General features: G+C 46.0%; 15 protein-coding genes and 1 pseudogene. 6 read left to right on the forward strand and 10 right to left on the reverse strand.

Translation table 11 applies throughout. The features are described 5' to 3' along the window. Positions 1 to 175 precede the first annotated feature (175 nt). The 3 genes from LO777_RS19200 to LO777_RS19210 all read right to left on the reverse strand — a co-directional run bounded on the left by LO777_RS19200 (position 176) and on the right by LO777_RS19210 (position 4,452). On the reverse strand, positions 176 to 1,477 hold the full coding sequence (locus LO777_RS19200) for a sigma-54-dependent transcriptional regulator (protein ID WP_228855430.1): 1,302 nt from the start codon (positions 1,475 to 1,477) through the stop codon (positions 176 to 178). Next, the gene (locus tag LO777_RS19205; protein ID WP_228855431.1) at positions 1,477 to 3,159 is read right to left on the reverse strand and encodes a two-component system sensor histidine kinase NtrB; all 1,683 of its coding nucleotides are present in this window, start codon (positions 3,157 to 3,159) and stop codon (positions 1,477 to 1,479) included. The genes LO777_RS19200 and LO777_RS19205 overlap by 1 nt, the downstream gene beginning before the upstream one ends. A 123-nt stretch (positions 3,160 to 3,282) precedes the next feature. Continuing rightward, positions 3,283 to 4,452: an HD domain-containing phosphohydrolase gene (locus tag LO777_RS19210; RefSeq protein ID WP_228855432.1), complete on the reverse strand. Its 1,170-nt coding sequence runs from the start codon at positions 4,450 to 4,452 to the stop codon at positions 3,283 to 3,285. 305 nt (positions 4,453 to 4,757) lie between these two features. Here LO777_RS19210 and LO777_RS19215 point away from each other — a divergent pair, with 305 nt between their 5' ends. The 4 genes and pseudogenes from LO777_RS19215 (at position 4,758) to LO777_RS19230 (ending at position 8,072) form a co-directional block, all read left to right on the forward strand. After that, complete coding sequence (locus tag LO777_RS19215; RefSeq protein ID WP_228855433.1) at positions 4,758 to 5,699, forward strand: helix-turn-helix transcriptional regulator; 942 nt, start codon at positions 4,758 to 4,760, stop codon at positions 5,697 to 5,699. A 3-nt stretch (positions 5,700 to 5,702) separates the two neighbouring features. After that, positions 5,703 to 6,593, forward strand: a complete 891-nt coding sequence (locus tag LO777_RS19220) for a substrate-binding domain-containing protein (protein WP_228855434.1) — start codon at positions 5,703 to 5,705, stop codon at positions 6,591 to 6,593. Between the two features lie 99 nt (positions 6,594 to 6,692). Then, positions 6,693 to 7,397, forward strand: coding sequence for an ABC transporter permease (locus LO777_RS19225; protein ID WP_228855435.1), 705 nt, complete (start codon positions 6,693 to 6,695; stop codon positions 7,395 to 7,397). After that, a pseudogene (locus LO777_RS19230) lies at positions 7,387 to 8,072 on the forward strand (energy-coupling factor ABC transporter ATP-binding protein). The gene LO777_RS19225 and the pseudogene LO777_RS19230 overlap by 11 nt, the downstream one beginning before the upstream one ends. Here the strand turns inward: LO777_RS19230 and LO777_RS19235 are convergent. The 4 genes from LO777_RS19235 to LO777_RS19245 form a co-directional block, all read right to left on the reverse strand. After that, positions 8,065 to 8,328 carry a hypothetical protein gene (locus LO777_RS19235; protein ID WP_228855436.1) on the reverse strand — a complete coding sequence of 88 codons (264 nt, stop codon included), beginning with the start codon at positions 8,326 to 8,328 and terminating at the stop codon, positions 8,065 to 8,067. The pseudogene LO777_RS19230 and the gene LO777_RS19235 overlap by 8 nt on opposite strands. A gap of 552 nt (positions 8,329 to 8,880) precedes the next feature. Beyond that, complete coding sequence (locus tag LO777_RS19240; protein ID WP_228855437.1) at positions 8,881 to 9,369, reverse strand: RHS repeat-associated core domain-containing protein; 489 nt, start codon at positions 9,367 to 9,369, stop codon at positions 8,881 to 8,883. Between the two features lie 58 nt (positions 9,370 to 9,427). Then, positions 9,428 to 9,691, reverse strand: a complete 264-nt coding sequence (locus LO777_RS21330; protein ID WP_407929170.1) for a hypothetical protein — start codon at positions 9,689 to 9,691, stop codon at positions 9,428 to 9,430. Further along, entirely contained in the window at positions 9,634 to 10,050 is a 417-nt protein-coding gene (locus tag LO777_RS19245) for a CHC2 zinc finger domain-containing protein (protein WP_228855438.1), read from the reverse strand. Before LO777_RS19245 ends, LO777_RS21330 begins: the two co-directional genes overlap by 58 nt. 159 nt (positions 10,051 to 10,209) lie before the next feature. On the opposite strand from LO777_RS19245, the gene tnpA reads away from it, so the two are divergent. Together tnpA and tnpB are read left to right on the forward strand one after the other, a co-directional pair. Next, positions 10,210 to 10,533 (forward strand): IS66 family insertion sequence element accessory protein TnpA, encoded by a 324-nt coding sequence (tnpA, locus tag LO777_RS19250; protein ID WP_228855439.1) that lies wholly within the window; start codon positions 10,210 to 10,212, stop codon positions 10,531 to 10,533. Then, the gene (tnpB, locus tag LO777_RS19255) at positions 10,530 to 10,883 is read left to right on the forward strand and encodes an IS66 family insertion sequence element accessory protein TnpB (protein ID WP_228855440.1); all 354 of its coding nucleotides are present in this window, start codon (positions 10,530 to 10,532) and stop codon (positions 10,881 to 10,883) included. Before tnpA ends, tnpB begins: the two co-directional genes overlap by 4 nt. A gap of 266 nt (positions 10,884 to 11,149) precedes the next feature. Here the strand turns inward: tnpB and LO777_RS19260 are convergent, their stop codons facing one another. The 3 genes from LO777_RS19260 to LO777_RS19270 all read right to left on the reverse strand — a co-directional run bounded on the left by LO777_RS19260 (position 11,150) and on the right by LO777_RS19270 (position 14,092). Further along, complete coding sequence (locus tag LO777_RS19260; RefSeq protein ID WP_228853787.1) at positions 11,150 to 11,980, reverse strand: ExeA family protein; 831 nt, start codon at positions 11,978 to 11,980, stop codon at positions 11,150 to 11,152. Beyond that, the gene (locus LO777_RS19265) at positions 11,973 to 13,418 is read right to left on the reverse strand and encodes a DDE-type integrase/transposase/recombinase (RefSeq protein WP_228853939.1); all 1,446 of its coding nucleotides are present in this window, start codon (positions 13,416 to 13,418) and stop codon (positions 11,973 to 11,975) included. Before LO777_RS19265 ends, LO777_RS19260 begins: the two co-directional genes overlap by 8 nt. A gap of 104 nt (positions 13,419 to 13,522) precedes the next feature. After that, positions 13,523 to 14,092: a hypothetical protein gene (locus LO777_RS19270; protein WP_228853789.1), complete on the reverse strand. Its 570-nt coding sequence runs from the start codon at positions 14,090 to 14,092 to the stop codon at positions 13,523 to 13,525. Between the last annotated feature and the right edge of the window lie 178 nt (positions 14,093 to 14,270).

Raw genomic sequence — 14,270 nt, forward strand, 5'->3', positions numbered from 1 at the left:
AAAAACAAGAAATCAGGGAAGGTGTTTTGAAATCAAATGGTTAAGTTTATTTCCATGGCACTTATACCCCCTTGTGGGGTGTTAATAACTTTATACCATAGAAAAAGACAGTTAATCAATAAAATTGATATAAAAAATAATCACAATGAATATATCGCAAAGGAAACGTGCAGGTCTACAGTTTTTCCCGCAGTGTAGTTCTTGAGATTCCGAGAATTCTCGCTGCTTTGGATTTGTTGTTATTTACCCGGTTCAATACCTTTTTGATATAGTTTTTCTCTATTTCCCTCAAAGAAAGAAGGTGTTCGTCTTCCCTCTGCTCTTTGTCAGAGATATCCTCCAGATTCATCATGGAGATCCAGTCTGTTTTACAGAAAATTACTTCTCTTTCAATAAGGTTCTTCAACTCACGGATATTGCCGGGCCATTCGTGTGCGAGCATTTTGCGGGATGCTTCCGGGGTAAATCCCTTGATCTGTTTTTTCAGATCCTGTTTCAGTTCATGGAGAAAATAGCTGGCAAGTTGGAGAATATCGTCTCCTCTCTCCCGCAGGGGGGGCAGGTTGATGGGAACAACATTCAGCCTGTAGTAGAGATCTTCCCTGAAATGGCCATTGCTGATTTTCTGCTCAAGTTCGATGTTGGTGGCGGCAATAATGCGGATTTTTACCTGGATATCCTTGAGGCCACCTACTTTGCGAAAAATAGATTCTTCAATGAGTCTCAACAGTTTCGGTTGGAGTTTCAGTGGCAGGTTACCAATTTCATCGAGAAAAAGTGTTCCACCGTTGGCCAGTTCCACCAGGCCTTTCTTCTCAGTTCTGGCGTCGGTAAAAGCACCTTTTGAGTGGCCGAAAAGTTCGGATTCTATCAGGCTGGTGGAGAGGGTGCCGCAATCAACCTTGACAAATATATTTCCAGAACCGCTGCCGGTCTCATGGATTGCTCTTGCTACCAGTTCTTTTCCGGTTCCTGTTTCTCCGGTAACAAGTACAGGCGATTCCACATCTGCCGCAAGTTTGATGGCGTCCTTGACGCGTTCCATGACCGGAGAAGATCCTATAATGGACTTGAGACCGAGAATTTTCTGTTCCAGAAAAACTCTTTTTTCCATCATCCGTGACTGGATAAGACGGTTGAGGATTGTTTTGAATTCCAGCAACTCAAACGGTTTGACAATATAATCAACTGCACCTGCCTTCAATGCATCAATTGCGGTTCTTGCCTCGTTGATACCCGTGAGCATGACGATATCGACATCTCCGGCAACTTCCCGGATGGACGGGATAAGATCAATGCCGTTTTTGTCGGGTAGACCGATATCAAGAAATACAAGGTCAATGATGGTAGTACGAAGCACTTCCAAAGCTTCGTTACCCGTTGCTGCTGTCATCACAGTGTGGCCGAGCTTCTTGACAACCTGCGCCAGGGAGAATCGCAAATCTTCCTGATCATCGATAATGAGTATAACTCCCATTATGGTTCCGCCCGGAAAAAGATGGTAAAGGTTGTTCCCTGGCCGATTTTGCTTTCAAGTACTATAGCTGCATCATTTTCTTTGAGAGTTCGGTACACTATGGACATACCCAATCCGGCCCCGGAAGTTTTGGTGGTGAAAAAAGGTTCAAAAACCTGCTCGGCAACCTCCGGTGACATACCTGAGCCGTTATCCCGGAAATGAACAACCACATGATGGTCCTTAGAGAGGAGCCCAGGATATCTTTTTTGATAGAGTTTGAGCTTGCCGGGAGAGAGGCGGGTTGCTGTCAACGTAATTTCGCCCTGTTCCATAATGGCGTCAATAGCATTGAGAAAAAGATTAAGAAAGACCTGCTGAACCTGATGGGGATCGGCAATGACGGGAGGGAGGTCATGGCTGATATTGCTGCTGAAATAAATCTGTTTTTTGGTCAGCCGGTTATTGATGAGAGGCAGGGTTTCAGCGATAATGGTCATCAGTGAGGTCGGACGTTTATTGGGGACGACGGGGCGCGCATAGGAGAAGAAGTCGGTCAGCAGTTCGTTGAGACGATCCACCTGTCTGATAATGCGTTGGGAGCATTCAAGTTGTTCGCTGTTGTCCTTTGCCTCTTCTTCTATGGACTGTGCCATTATCTTGATTCCCGCCAGGGGATTTCGCACCTCATGGGCCACTGCCGAAGCGATTTCTGCGACTGTTGAAAGGCGGTTCATTTTTGCCATTTCCTTTCGGATATATTTCAGTTCGGAAATATCGGAAAGTGATATGATCACTCCGACCGTTCTGCCGGTCGCGTCCTCTCTGGCCACATTGGAATAGTGGAGAATTCTCTCCTCACCGCCTGGTCCGGTAAATGACAGCTCTTTTTTCTGCTGCTCTTTGCCGGAATCAGTTATGGTAAGAAGCTTCCGTGCGACTTTTCGGTCAATAATCGAGAGAAGATTTCGGCCTTCCAGGGGAGTCGGGCTGGAATGGAAAATAGATTTTGCCACGGAATTGCTTTTTCTGATGGTGCCGTCAAGATCAGCAACTATCAGGCCATGATTCAATCCCTGAATAATGGATTCGGAAAATTTTTTTTCTTCCCTCAGGCTGACTATTGATTTCCTCAAATCATTTACAAGGTCTATGAGTTGCTGGTCTTGCTTGTGATTTTTGAAGATACCGGCGAGTATTGATCCAGCTATTTCAAGAAGCTGCTCAATTTTTTTTGAATATCGGTGTTTTTCCTCCACGTAGACAGTCAGTAACCCGTAAAACTGTTCATCACTGGTTATGGGAATGATGTAATTCCCAAAGAACGGGATTATCTCCTTTTTTTCTGCAAAAAGGGGTGGAGAAGTTTTAAAGAAGGTAGCCGAACGGGTCTGGGCAATGGAGCCGCAATGACAGATACCGGGCTGGATACTGGTACAGAGGGGAGTGTTTTTTTCACAAGCGGGAGAGGAAACTTCACGGACGAGCTGAGGAGAGTCTTCCCCGGTGAGAAAAAGACCGATATGTGGTCCAAGCCCCAGGGAATCTGCGGAAATCAGTCTATTAATGATCTGCTCTATTTTGTTTTTGAAGAGTAGAGGACCAAAAGCAATCTTGAGGATGTCATTTATAATTTGCTGATGTTGACCCCGGTTGACAGGTACACCAATGTCATCATCTCTCGGGGTGGTTTTCATCTCCATAACGCTCTCTTCGGGATAAAGCGGGATGTCGCAGGGTCGTGCGGCAGGCACGTCAGCCAGATTTTGCGCATATTACAGCGATTTTAAATGAAAAATCAAGAAAATCATTTGCTCGCTCAGGTTTCATTCTGATAAATCCTGTGCAGGTTCAGGTATGGCTATACGAACCCTGATGGGTTCCCGGATACCAATATGTTTCACAAAATTACTCAGTCCCTGGATGACGGGCCAGGTTATTTCCTGTCCCTTTGGAATAATAAGTGTCCCGTTTTTTGCAAAGACATCATCTTCGGCAATCATACCGGAAATGATATCGTGGAATTTCACACTGATAATTTTTGTTTTTTCAGTCTGTACCTTCATGGTTGCCAGGAATTCCAATACCCTGGGATTATACACCCCTGATTTTTTTTTCAACCTGGTCAGCGCTTCCCTGGGGTGGATGCCCTGGTGAAGGAGGAGATCATGGTCAATTACCGCTTTCAGGATCTGGGCTCCGATCTGTGCCTCTTCCGGCAGTTCTGCGAGTTCACCTGACTCGTATTCATCATACCGTTTGAGTTGATTTTTGACCATGAGTGCAACTTTTTCCAGTCGGGGAATATGGCTGAGAAGGTTGGCTCCTGTGACAGGATGCCGGGTGAACGTGTCCTCTTCTTCTTCAGTCAGGTTAACTCCGGCATTGAGTTTCTGCAGTATTTCCACGGGCAGGGTAATGCAGCCAATGCCGGACATCAGGGCAGCGATTTCATATTGCCAGAGGTGGGGAAGATCCATTTTTTCAGCAATACTGTTGACCGTCATCTTAATTCTGTAACCACTGCTGAAGGCTGCGGAATTGGCAATGCTGAGGAGTTCGCTCAATACCTTGATACTGCCCTTCAGAGTTTCATTCAAAAGTTGCTGTTCAGCGATGACAAGCCTGTATTGACGAAGAGCCAGAGCAAGGGAACTCACCAGGACAGACATGGCACAGGGTTTTGTCAGGAACCTGAAAATCCGGCCTGTATTAACTGCCTCAATGGCTGTTTCCTGGTCTGCATTTCCGGTCAGCATGATACGTACCGTATCGGGATAAAGATCTTTAACCTGAGAGAGAAGCTGAATTCCATCCATTCCGGGCATACGCATATCTGAGACAATGACAGCAACAGGCCCCTGCTTTTTTAAAAGAGCAAGTGCGTCAGCGCCGCTTTCGGATGTGAGGACAGTGAAACGTTTTCTCAGTTGCCGTTTCATGGACTGCAGTACGTTAACTTCATCATCCACGAAGAGGATTGTTTCATTGGTCATTGTCAGTATCCTGAAATAAAGAAGGAAATATGGATTTTTGTTTCTTCTTCTGACATTATCCGGTTTCCCCGGTCACAAATCAAATCATTTTTTGAAATACGTCCTGTAAAACAACCACTTCTCAAGGTTCACCTGTGCCAGGCGGGGTTTTCGGGAAGAGCCAAGACTGGTGACGAAAATTATTTCAATTCGTTGTCCGTGATTGTCAGTTATGGTTATTTTTAGAAAGATTCAGGTAAACAATGGTAAAAATTTAATTGATTGGTTAGTTGGTGCAGAAAGAAAACAGTGCAGGTCGGGAGAAAATGAATACTCAAAAAAACACAAAATTTCTGACAACCAGGGAAGTGGCCAGGCTGCTCCATGTCAATGAAAAAATGGTCTACTCCCTGGTGCATGACAAGGGACTGCCTGCCACGAAAATTACCGGAAAATGGCTGTTTCCCCGGCGATTGGTCGAAGAATGGCTGGAAACCAGTATCGTCAACTGTAACAAGCCGGGAACGGGGGCAACTCTGGACGGCAGCCAGCTCCTTTTTGCCGGCAGTGATGATCCCCTGTTCCAGAGAACCCTTTCTCTGTTTCATGCTCAGGAAAATTATCCGATCATCTTTTTTGCCAACCTCGGCAGTATGGGCGGGTTGAGAAGTCTGCGGCGGGGACTCTGTCATATCGGCGTCTGCCATCTTCTTCAGGATGACAATGACGAATATAATTTTGATTTTGCCGATCAGGAGCTGGACAGGTCACCGGTTTTTGTCAATTTCAGCAGACGTGAACAGGGGTTGGTTGTTGCCAGGGGTAATCCCAAAAAAATCGCCGGGCTCAGTGATTTGGTGAGAGATGATATCCGTATTGTCAACAGACCTTTGGGAACAGGGACTCGGCTTCTCCTGGACTGCGAGATAGCACGCTCGGATATTTCTTCGAACCAGATAGCCGGTTATACAGATGAGGTTGCAAGACATATTGATGCCGGCCTGGAAGTTTTATCCGGTCGTGCCGATGCAGCTCCTGCCATCCGGGCGGCTGCAGGTCTTCTTGACCTGGATTTTCTTCCCCTTCGCTGGGAGCGGTTTGATCTGCTGATCAACAGAGACTGTTTTTTCGATAAGGGCGTGCAAAAATTTATCAGCCTGCTCCATGAAGAGTCGTTCAGGGAACTGGCTGTGTCGTTTGAAGGTTATGATATTTCATTATGTGGGAAGATGCTCTTTCCCGATAATTTTCAGTCAGAGGATAAATGATTGATGAGAACAGGAATTGTGCTGTTACTGGTAGTATTTATATCGGGATTCCGGGCGGAGCCTGGTCCTGCCGGGGAAAAGGTGTTGAAGATGTCCACCACGACCTCCACTCAGTCATCCGGACTGCTTGATTTCATTCTGCCGGAATTCACACAAGATACAGGTATCAGGGTCAAGGTTATCGCCAAAGGAACCGGAGCGGCTATTCGAGACGGTCAGGACGGAAATGTGGATGTGATCTTTGTCCATGCGAGGGGCCGGGAGGAAAAATTCGTGGCGGAAGGATGGGGTACAAAACGGTATGCGGTGATGCACAATGATTTTGTAATTATCGGTCCGTCCGCAGATCCTGCAGGAATCAGGGGATTGAAGGATGGGGCCACGGCTCTGGCTCGCATTGCAGCAGAAAAACAGGGGTTTATTTCCAGGGGCGATGACAGCGGAACCCACACCAAGGAACAGAATCTCTGGAAAAAATCCGGTGTTTCCCTGGTCGAACGCACACGGACCATTGTCAAAAAGGGGAAGAAAAAGATTATCAGCTATACCATGCCGGCCAATGCCGACACCTGGTATTTATCGATTGGGCAGGGTATGGGGAAAACTGTTACCTTTGCAGATGAAAAACAGATGTATACCATGTCCGATCGAGGAACGTATATAAAATACAAATATGGCAAAATACCGGCAATTGAACTGGAGGTGCTCTGCGAAGGAGGCGGGGATCTTGCCAATCCTTACGGTATCATTCCGGTGAATCCTGAAAAATACCCACATGTCAGGCATGATCTTGCCATGAAATTTGTTACCTGGATTACCTCGGAAAAAGGGCAGAAGATGATTGATGGTTACAGGTTGGAAGGGAAGCAGTTATTCTACCCTGATGCGTTGTAAGAACAGGGTGATCACCTTGCATTAAAGAGAAGGGGCGGGTATCATAGATCCTCCGTTTCTTGTAATGTTCCCGGTTTTTCGGGTTGGCGATTTTTATTTATGGATTTATTCTTTGACAGTATCCGCTCCGCTTTTCTGCTTTTGCTCTCAGGGGACCCCCAGCTGATTGAGATTGTCGGAGTCTCACTCAAAGTGAGTTTCAGCTCAACCCTGATTGCTTCCATTGTCAGCATTCCCTGCGGGTTTATCATAGCCTATTCTGTTTTTCCGGGCAAAAGGCTGCTCCTCACCTGTCTGAATACTCTGCTTGCTCTGCCGACGGTTGTAATCGGTCTCTTTGTTTATTCATTTATTTCCAGAAGGGGGCTTTTGGGTCCCCTTGAGCTGCTCTATACCCAGAAGGCAATTGTAATCGGTCAGGTGATCCTGATTGTGCCGGTGATCATGACCCTGACAATTGCCGCCGTCAGTCGGATTGATGATCGTTTCCGTATGACGGCTCTGACTCTTGGGGCAAACAGGTGCCAGATGGCCCGTGTGATACTTGAAGAGGCCCGTTACGGAATCTTTGCGGCTGTTATTGCAGCCTTTGGCCGTGTTATTGCCGAGGTTGGCATCAGTATGATGCTGGGAGGGAATGCCAGAGGGTTTACCCGGACAATGACTACGGCCATGGCCCTTGAATATGACAAGGGAGAGTTTGTTCTGGCAGTGGCCCTGGGCCTGACCCTTATGGCATTTGCCTTTATCATCAATATGCTGTTTCATTTTTTTCAGGGAAGGACGGGGCAGGATGCTGTATAAACTGGAAAATCTGAAAAGAAATTTTGGTTCAAGAACTGTTCTTGATCTTGATTGCCTTAAAATTGAATCAGGGAAAATTTATACCCTGATCGGACCCAACGGAGCCGGAAAAACAACACTGCTGAAGATTCTTGCCTTTCTTGACCGACCGGACTCGGGCAGAATGGTATTCAGGGGCAACCTGTGAAAATGTCTGAACAGCATCTGCATGCTCTGCGGCAGCATGTGGTTCTTCTGGACCAGAATCCGATCCTCTTTTCCGGCTCGGTGAAAAAAAATGTTGAGTTCGGGCTGGGGATAAGAAAAATACCGCGCCATCAACGGCTGCAGCGGGTGAAAGAGATGCTTCACCTGGTGGGGATGGAGAAGTTTATTGATTTCGACAGCAGGGGGCTTTCAGGGGGGGAGGTGAAACGTGTGGCGCTTGCCCGTGCCCTTGCTTTGTCTCCGGACGTGCTGCTCTGTGATGAGCCGACCGCCAATGTGGATGTGAAAAATCAGGAAATCATTTTGGAAACACTGGAAAGAATAAACAAGGAAGAGGGTCGTTCAATCATTTTCTCCACCCATTATCTCTCCCAGGGACAACGACTGGCTCACCATACTCTTCTGCTTGAGAACGGTGTTCTGGGTAAGTTGCCCCGTGAAGTGCTGCGGGATCCAGGTCTCAGTTGAATCCCCAGACGCCGTAATTTGGACCGTACAGATCCCATTCTTCAGGTTTTCTGGCCAGAAACCATTCATGAAAACGTACATCGGTTCGAGTTCCGCTGAAAGGGAAAGAGAGATAGAACCTTGCACATTTTTTTGTATCCGGTTTTCTTGAGAGTCTCATTCTCGGGTTGTTTTTTTTCACCTCTTCCAGAAGGGTCACTGCCTTGTCCGTGTCATGGAGGGGAACTGTCAGGGTGTAGTTATACTCTTCTTTCATGGATTCGGGCCCCTTGTTCAAATTGCTTTAACTTTTTCCGGGAAGATGCATGGTGTATCTTTTCTTGGGTTGTTATATTTTATAAGGGTGCGTATTCTCTTATATGGTTATTGGCGGTTTTTATCGGGGTCTGTCCCCGTTTTCCTCAAATATTTCACATACTGTCCCCGAAATACCCAGAGCAACTGTCAAGGATAAAGATTTGACCCCCTTTTCTTATCTCCCAGATTACCGGTGACATTGTGTTGGCCTATGCTTTCCTTGAAGGCGAGAACCTCCTGATTTCAGTTTTTATCGCAGAATCGTATACATAGTTGAGGTGGAGAGATAAGGTTGCTGTCAATGGAATTCTAACTAATGAAAACAAGAAAAAATATACAAAAACAAAAACTAATTAATGATATTAAAGCCAACACCTTATCAAAATAACTTAACTTGATTTTTGCATTAGATGATAAAATGCCACCCCAAAATGGTATTTTACTTCTTACTGCTGTTGCAGCCAAGCAACAACCTGAAATAATAGCAAATATTATAGGAATCGATTTCATTTTAATCACAGAGCTCTTTTGGATAATAATCACCTTTTGAAATATCAATTGGAGTGAAACCAGCTCCGAGTCTCAATTTTACACTCCATTTGTCACCATTTGTTGACATACCTAACCATCTACTAGGGCCGAAATTTATGTCAAAAGGCGTTGTTGGCGGATCAACTTCACCATCAAACGGATAGTCGAATTCAAAAGAAAAACCACCACCTATTTCCAAATCTGTCGTGAAATCTATTTTTGTTGGATGTTTTGAATTCCAACTAAATGTCACAGGGCCCAAACTTCCACCAAATCCCCAAGAAAACAACCCCTCCGGATCCACCCAATTAACGGGATCATTTCCAACGTAACCATAAAGATTAATCCCACCATCAAGCCCAATAGGATCAGCAGAAAGATACCGTCCAGTATCCGGATCATAAAATCTGTGCCAAGATATCACGATGCGTCTTCTCCCCCTAAGGAGCTGTTTTTCTTCAGGGTTCACGCAGGTTCAAAGAGCTGTGTTCAGTAATACACGACATTTACAGACAAGACAAGCAACTTCAGGCAGTTAAAGAAAAAAAGAGTTGTGCACCGGGGTTGTGTTCTGGTTCCTTTCGCCGCAGGCGGAGTAGGTTGACGATTGCTCCGTCTTTGTCGCAGATTGGGAAGACAACGCAGTTATAAAAAATCTCGTTGCCTTTTGCATTGAGTATACCCAGGCTTTTCAGCGTGTTGATGACTTCCGGATCGTCCGGCAGGATGTTTTTCAGACTGCCATTTGCATAGCCGGTGCCGAAGTCGGTGAGCGTTTGGTTGTTCGATATGCCCCGACCCTTGAGGTAGTGTCTTCTGTGAAAGTGTGTTGATAATAGCCGACCACACGAGCCAGCAGCTTCTTGTCGGATACGCTGATTCTTGCTTTTTCATTTTGTTCTTTAACTGCTGCTTTTCTGGCTTCTGCCTTCTGGTATCGGCAGCTCTCCTCCGGGGAAGTAGTCCTTGAGCAGTTCCACAGGTTTTCCCTGGGATTAACGGTAAGTGATGGACTCTTTGTATTCTCATGGAAGGGGCAGAAGCCTTGGTAGTTCCCGCCGACCTGCTTCAGCTCGATGCCACAGGCCTTCATAAAGGGAGCAAGGTCAACGCCTTGCTTGATGGCGTCGATTTCGTCTTGATTGGTCATCTCGTCTTCTTCTCCTGTCTTGCATTTCAAAAAGTGATCATGCTATGAAATAGTGGACACTCAGTTAAGCCATTGTTACGTAAGCGCTAAATAAACCCCATCTTCTCATAGCAGTAAGAAAATGTTCCACTATGCCAAACCCAAACAAGGAGGCATATCATGGACAACAACTCAAAAAAGGATTTCTGGCATCGGCATATAGAGGAATGTGAAAAAAGCCATTTGAGCCAGATCGAATACTGCACCACCCATAACATTGCATTGTCAACCTTCGGCTACTGGAAAAGAAAGCTGGGTAAAGACCAGAATCGCAAACCAGTTTTCTATCCTCTTACCGTGTCCCCCAGCATCTCCCATAAAAATGGCATCAAAGAATCCGGCCTGACCCTCCATGTCAAAGATGGACGTTTTACAATTCAGATAGAAAAAGGATTTTCATCATCAGCTTTGTCTGAAGTAATAACAACTTTAGAGCAGTTATGAGAGATTGGCATACCGGAGGCGGGGTATATATTGCCCTGGGAGCAACCGATATGAGAAAGTCAGTTAACGGCCTGTCGCTTCTGGTGGAAGAACATTTTGAACTGGATCTGTTTTCCGGTAGTCTGTTTGCCTTCTGCAACCGGAAACGAAACATTGTCAAAATCCTTTACTGGTCTGGCAACGGATTTTGTATCTGGATGAAGAAACTTGAAGAGGAGATGTTCAGATGGCCGGAATCGGAACAGGAGGTGTTGGAGATCAGCCCCAAGGCCCTGGGCTGGCTTCTGGATGGTCTGGATCTGGACCATGCACACAGACGGTTGAATTATAATGAGCCGAAGCACGATTAATGATGGAACGTTTTTCGAGTTATTTGATGTTTGGTGCCGTAGTAGATATACAACCCCTCGGCTGCGCCTCTGGTTCGTAGGTTTTTTAAGGCATGGGGAAGCTCGAGCTTAGAAAAAAAGGTGGGGAGCCCGAAGACTCCCCGGACGGTTTTTTCTAATCCGTCGCTCCCATCTGGCTATCCCTTGGCGGGTTGCTCCTCAGCAGAGCCCGCCTCCGTTTCGCCAGACCTTTGTACCTGCCAAAAGCAGGAGTGACTTTTGTTAATTTAACGTGATCTTTTTTTTTGTGGTGTGGGGGAATACATTTCCAGAAAGAGTTGTTCATCAAGCTGAGTAAGCTCACGTTGCGCTGCGGTGGTAAGCAGTTCTGCTGCCATGACATTGAGTAGTCTCAAATTGCCGGCACTATGTTCCACAAGTGCCGACATAAGTGGTTTTGTCATTAACTGAGGTGCTCCGGCTTGTTTCAGACAATACTCCAGATAATTTCTCAGTTCTTTTTTGTCATATGGTGAAAGTATTCTTCTAAACCTGATACGACTTCCCAGAGCAAGAAGATTATTGCTCCGAAAACGTTCAGGAAGAGTGAGATCCCCGCAAAGAATAACAGTCAGTAAACATTCTGAATCAAACTGAGCACTCCCCATCAACCGCAATTCATTGAGGTTACAGGTCACCATTTCCTGAGCCTCGTCAATCAGGAGTATTGGTCTGAACAAAGTTGATGTAATATGCTGTCGCCACCTTTCCCGGAGAGCTTTAAATCCACCGTATCTGTTGGATGGGGTAAGATTGACACCAAAGAGATCCCCCATCTCACGGTAAAAGTCTGCAATACTTGATTGAGGTCTTTCCATAACACCAACCACGACGTTTTCCAACCGTTCAAGTTTATGGGAAAGATATTGAAGATTTTTTGATTTACCAAGCCCGGGTTCTCCGGCCATGAGTGCGAATCCGCCATCCATGACCAGATTTTCAATTTGAAAGAGGAAGGTATCTATTCCCGGTGCCGGCCATAAAGAGTGTACTGGAATGTTGGGAAGAAACGGATTCCATTTCAGACCGAACAGTGCAAGAAGACGCTTATTATTCATGGTCTGCCTCCATTGGAATAAAGGCAGGAGGGAGTCCGGTGGCTGCATAATCAGCCAGTAATTTACGCAATAGCGGTGGATAGGGGTCTGTGTCGATATCAGCTTCAGGCAAGGCCACAAGAGGAGCCAGTGTTCTTCGCAATCCGTCACTGTTTTTGATCTTGTCCTGAGGGTAAATTTTCGCAAGCAAAGTTGAATCTCTCTCGTCTACCAGCCAGGCGTGGCAAAGATTCCAGCTTTGATATCGTACATATAGTCGGTCAAAGTGGCGGAACCTGGATGGAACTTCAAATCGAACACCTTTGATCTGTAAAGTAGAGTCACTTTTTCGCTGGGCACGATTTTCCTGAACAGTAAAAGAAAAAACCATCTTTTCACGCTCAGGAGCAGGGCGTGCACCATCTGGTCCCGCCAGCATTTTCTCCACAGGGGAACAGTTGATCTCCTGGTGGCGTTTTCGGTTATACTCCATCTCCGACCAGGCCTGTGTGGCATAATTCAACGTCTCAAGCGTCAAGGGTTCTACCCGTGACAGCATGGACATCAGCCGTCCTTCCAACTGTCCCCAGAAGGATTCCTGTTTGCCATTTTGATAAGGACTATACGGCAATGTCCGGTCGTGTTTTATGCTCAAGCCCAGTAGGCCATTTGTTGTTTCGCGGGCGATCATTGCCGCACCATTATCCGTCATTAAACTGCGGGGTAATCCCCGTTTCATAAAGGCCTGCAACATACCATGATGCAACACTTCCGCTGTTTCCTGATAATACCACTGGATATGGCAACATAATCGGGAACAGTCATCAAGTATGCAGAGTGCTATCGGAGTATGCCATTCTCCGTTACTATCAGCTACCCGTAGTTTGCCCTTATGGAAATCCAGATGCCAAAGTCCGTGGACATGGGACGCCTCGTAACTTCTTACTTCCATCTGTTCAAGATGTTCTTCTGCCTTGTATTGTCCTTTGGTTTTGTTACGGGGTGACCGCTTCTTGTACCACCCTCTTTCTTTCATGCGTCGGCGAACACTGGCATAAGATGGAGGTTTACCCAGCTCTGGCTTTTCTTCAATTAATGCCAGAAGATTGTCGGTATGGAGCCGATAACTCCAATGGGGAAAGCTGCAATACTGTTTCCCGAGTTCGATCAGCATCTGCGCAGAAAGAGCTGTTTTCTTCCCGAGATCTGAACGGGGTTTTCGTTCCATATCTCCCACAGGATCGTTACCGTTCAACGCTTTGTAGTACCAACGCTCAATGGTGGAAGCACCAAAGGTAACAAACCCATCTTTGCATGGGTGCTGATACCGTCGGCTCGCAAGTATTTTAAGTTTTCTGCCAAGTTCTCCCGGCTCGGGAGGACTGGCAAGCAGTCCTCCTATGATGGAAAAACGGAGTTGTGCCCAGGAATGCAGGCGGGACTCGCTATTCTTGTTCATGATATGGCTCCTGTCTGGTTTATGAGCATAGTCTGCTCGTTTTTGGACAAAAACCAATTTACAGGGAGAGGACAAAAGAAGAAGTCCCCAACTTTTGCGGGGAGTTACTGCTCCATCACTGTTCCTGTCGCCAGCAGTACGAGACAATTGAGAATTGCGTTTGAGGAGGATTTTTTGGTTTCGAGATAATGACCCACCAAAGATCCAGGCAAAGTGTGATTTGTAACAGCAGGATGAATAGAACCACGTATTGTTTGCCAGAGTTGACTTTTAGGGAAAATCTCACGAAAATACGTCAACCACTTGCTGATTGTTTTCCTGTCTGCTCCAAGCATTTTTGACACCATGTTTTTACTGTATTCCTGTGGTTTGCTTTGGTTTAGTGTGGTTACAATCAATATAACTACTCTGAAATACACCCGCCGATCCATGAATAGAGTCGATTTCGGTAAGGTTCTACGACGACAATTCTCTTTACTGCAACAGAGACTGAACCGTACAGAGTACTCTTCAGGAAGATCAGGCCCACCGCGTGGCTGACGTTGGTAATTGGAATAATGCTGAGGGCTACCACAATAGGGACAACCGGCTTTATGCTGCTGATCAGCCAAATCTATGTCTATATGGTGAAGAAGCTTAAAAAGGTTGGTGCTTTGAAGTAATTCTGGTATCATTTTCCTGCCTTAGTGTTTTAGGCAGGAACCCTCTCGGGGTATTTGCGCGATACGTGAGGGGGTTCCTTACCTTTCCATCACTTATCTTGCACATTTTAACTCTATTTTCCATCATTTATTTTGGCCACTCTCAATAATAAAACAGGCTGAAAAAACACACCATTAATCACTGTTTCCT

The sequence above is a fragment of the Desulfomarina profundi genome (assembly GCF_019703855.1).
GTDB classification, from domain to species: Bacteria; Desulfobacterota; Desulfobulbia; order Desulfobulbales; family Desulfocapsaceae; genus Desulfomarina; species Desulfomarina profundi.

Excerpts from the sequence above, each read along its gene's own strand:
- LO777_RS19215 (WP_228855433.1), top strand. The coding sequence starts at position 4,758 with ATGAATACTCAAAAAAACACAAAATTTCTGACAACCAGGGAAGTGGCC.
- LO777_RS19265 (WP_228853939.1), bottom strand. The coding sequence starts at position 13,418 with ATGAACAAGAATAGCGAGTCCCGCCTGCATTCCTGGGCACAACTCCGT.
- LO777_RS19210 (WP_228855432.1), bottom strand. The coding sequence starts at position 4,452 with ATGACCAATGAAACAATCCTCTTCGTGGATGATGAAGTTAACGTACTG.
- LO777_RS19260 (WP_228853787.1), bottom strand. The coding sequence starts at position 11,980 with ATGAATAATAAGCGTCTTCTTGCACTGTTCGGTCTGAAATGGAATCCG.
- LO777_RS19220 (WP_228855434.1), top strand. The coding sequence starts at position 5,703 with ATGAGAACAGGAATTGTGCTGTTACTGGTAGTATTTATATCGGGATTC.
- LO777_RS19225 (WP_228855435.1), top strand. The coding sequence starts at position 6,693 with ATGGATTTATTCTTTGACAGTATCCGCTCCGCTTTTCTGCTTTTGCTC.
- tnpA (WP_228855439.1), top strand. The coding sequence starts at position 10,210 with ATGGACAACAACTCAAAAAAGGATTTCTGGCATCGGCATATAGAGGAA.
- LO777_RS19235 (WP_228855436.1), bottom strand. The coding sequence starts at position 8,328 with ATGAAAGAAGAGTATAACTACACCCTGACAGTTCCCCTCCATGACACG.
- LO777_RS19245 (WP_228855438.1), bottom strand. The coding sequence starts at position 10,050 with ATGACCAATCAAGACGAAATCGACGCCATCAAGCAAGGCGTTGACCTT.
- LO777_RS19200 (WP_228855430.1), bottom strand. The coding sequence starts at position 1,477 with ATGGGAGTTATACTCATTATCGATGATCAGGAAGATTTGCGATTCTCC.
- tnpB (WP_228855440.1), top strand. The coding sequence starts at position 10,530 with ATGAGAGATTGGCATACCGGAGGCGGGGTATATATTGCCCTGGGAGCA.
- LO777_RS19270 (WP_228853789.1), bottom strand. The coding sequence starts at position 14,092 with ATGATACCAGAATTACTTCAAAGCACCAACCTTTTTAAGCTTCTTCAC.
- LO777_RS19205 (WP_228855431.1), bottom strand. The coding sequence starts at position 3,159 with ATGGAGATGAAAACCACCCCGAGAGATGATGACATTGGTGTACCTGTC.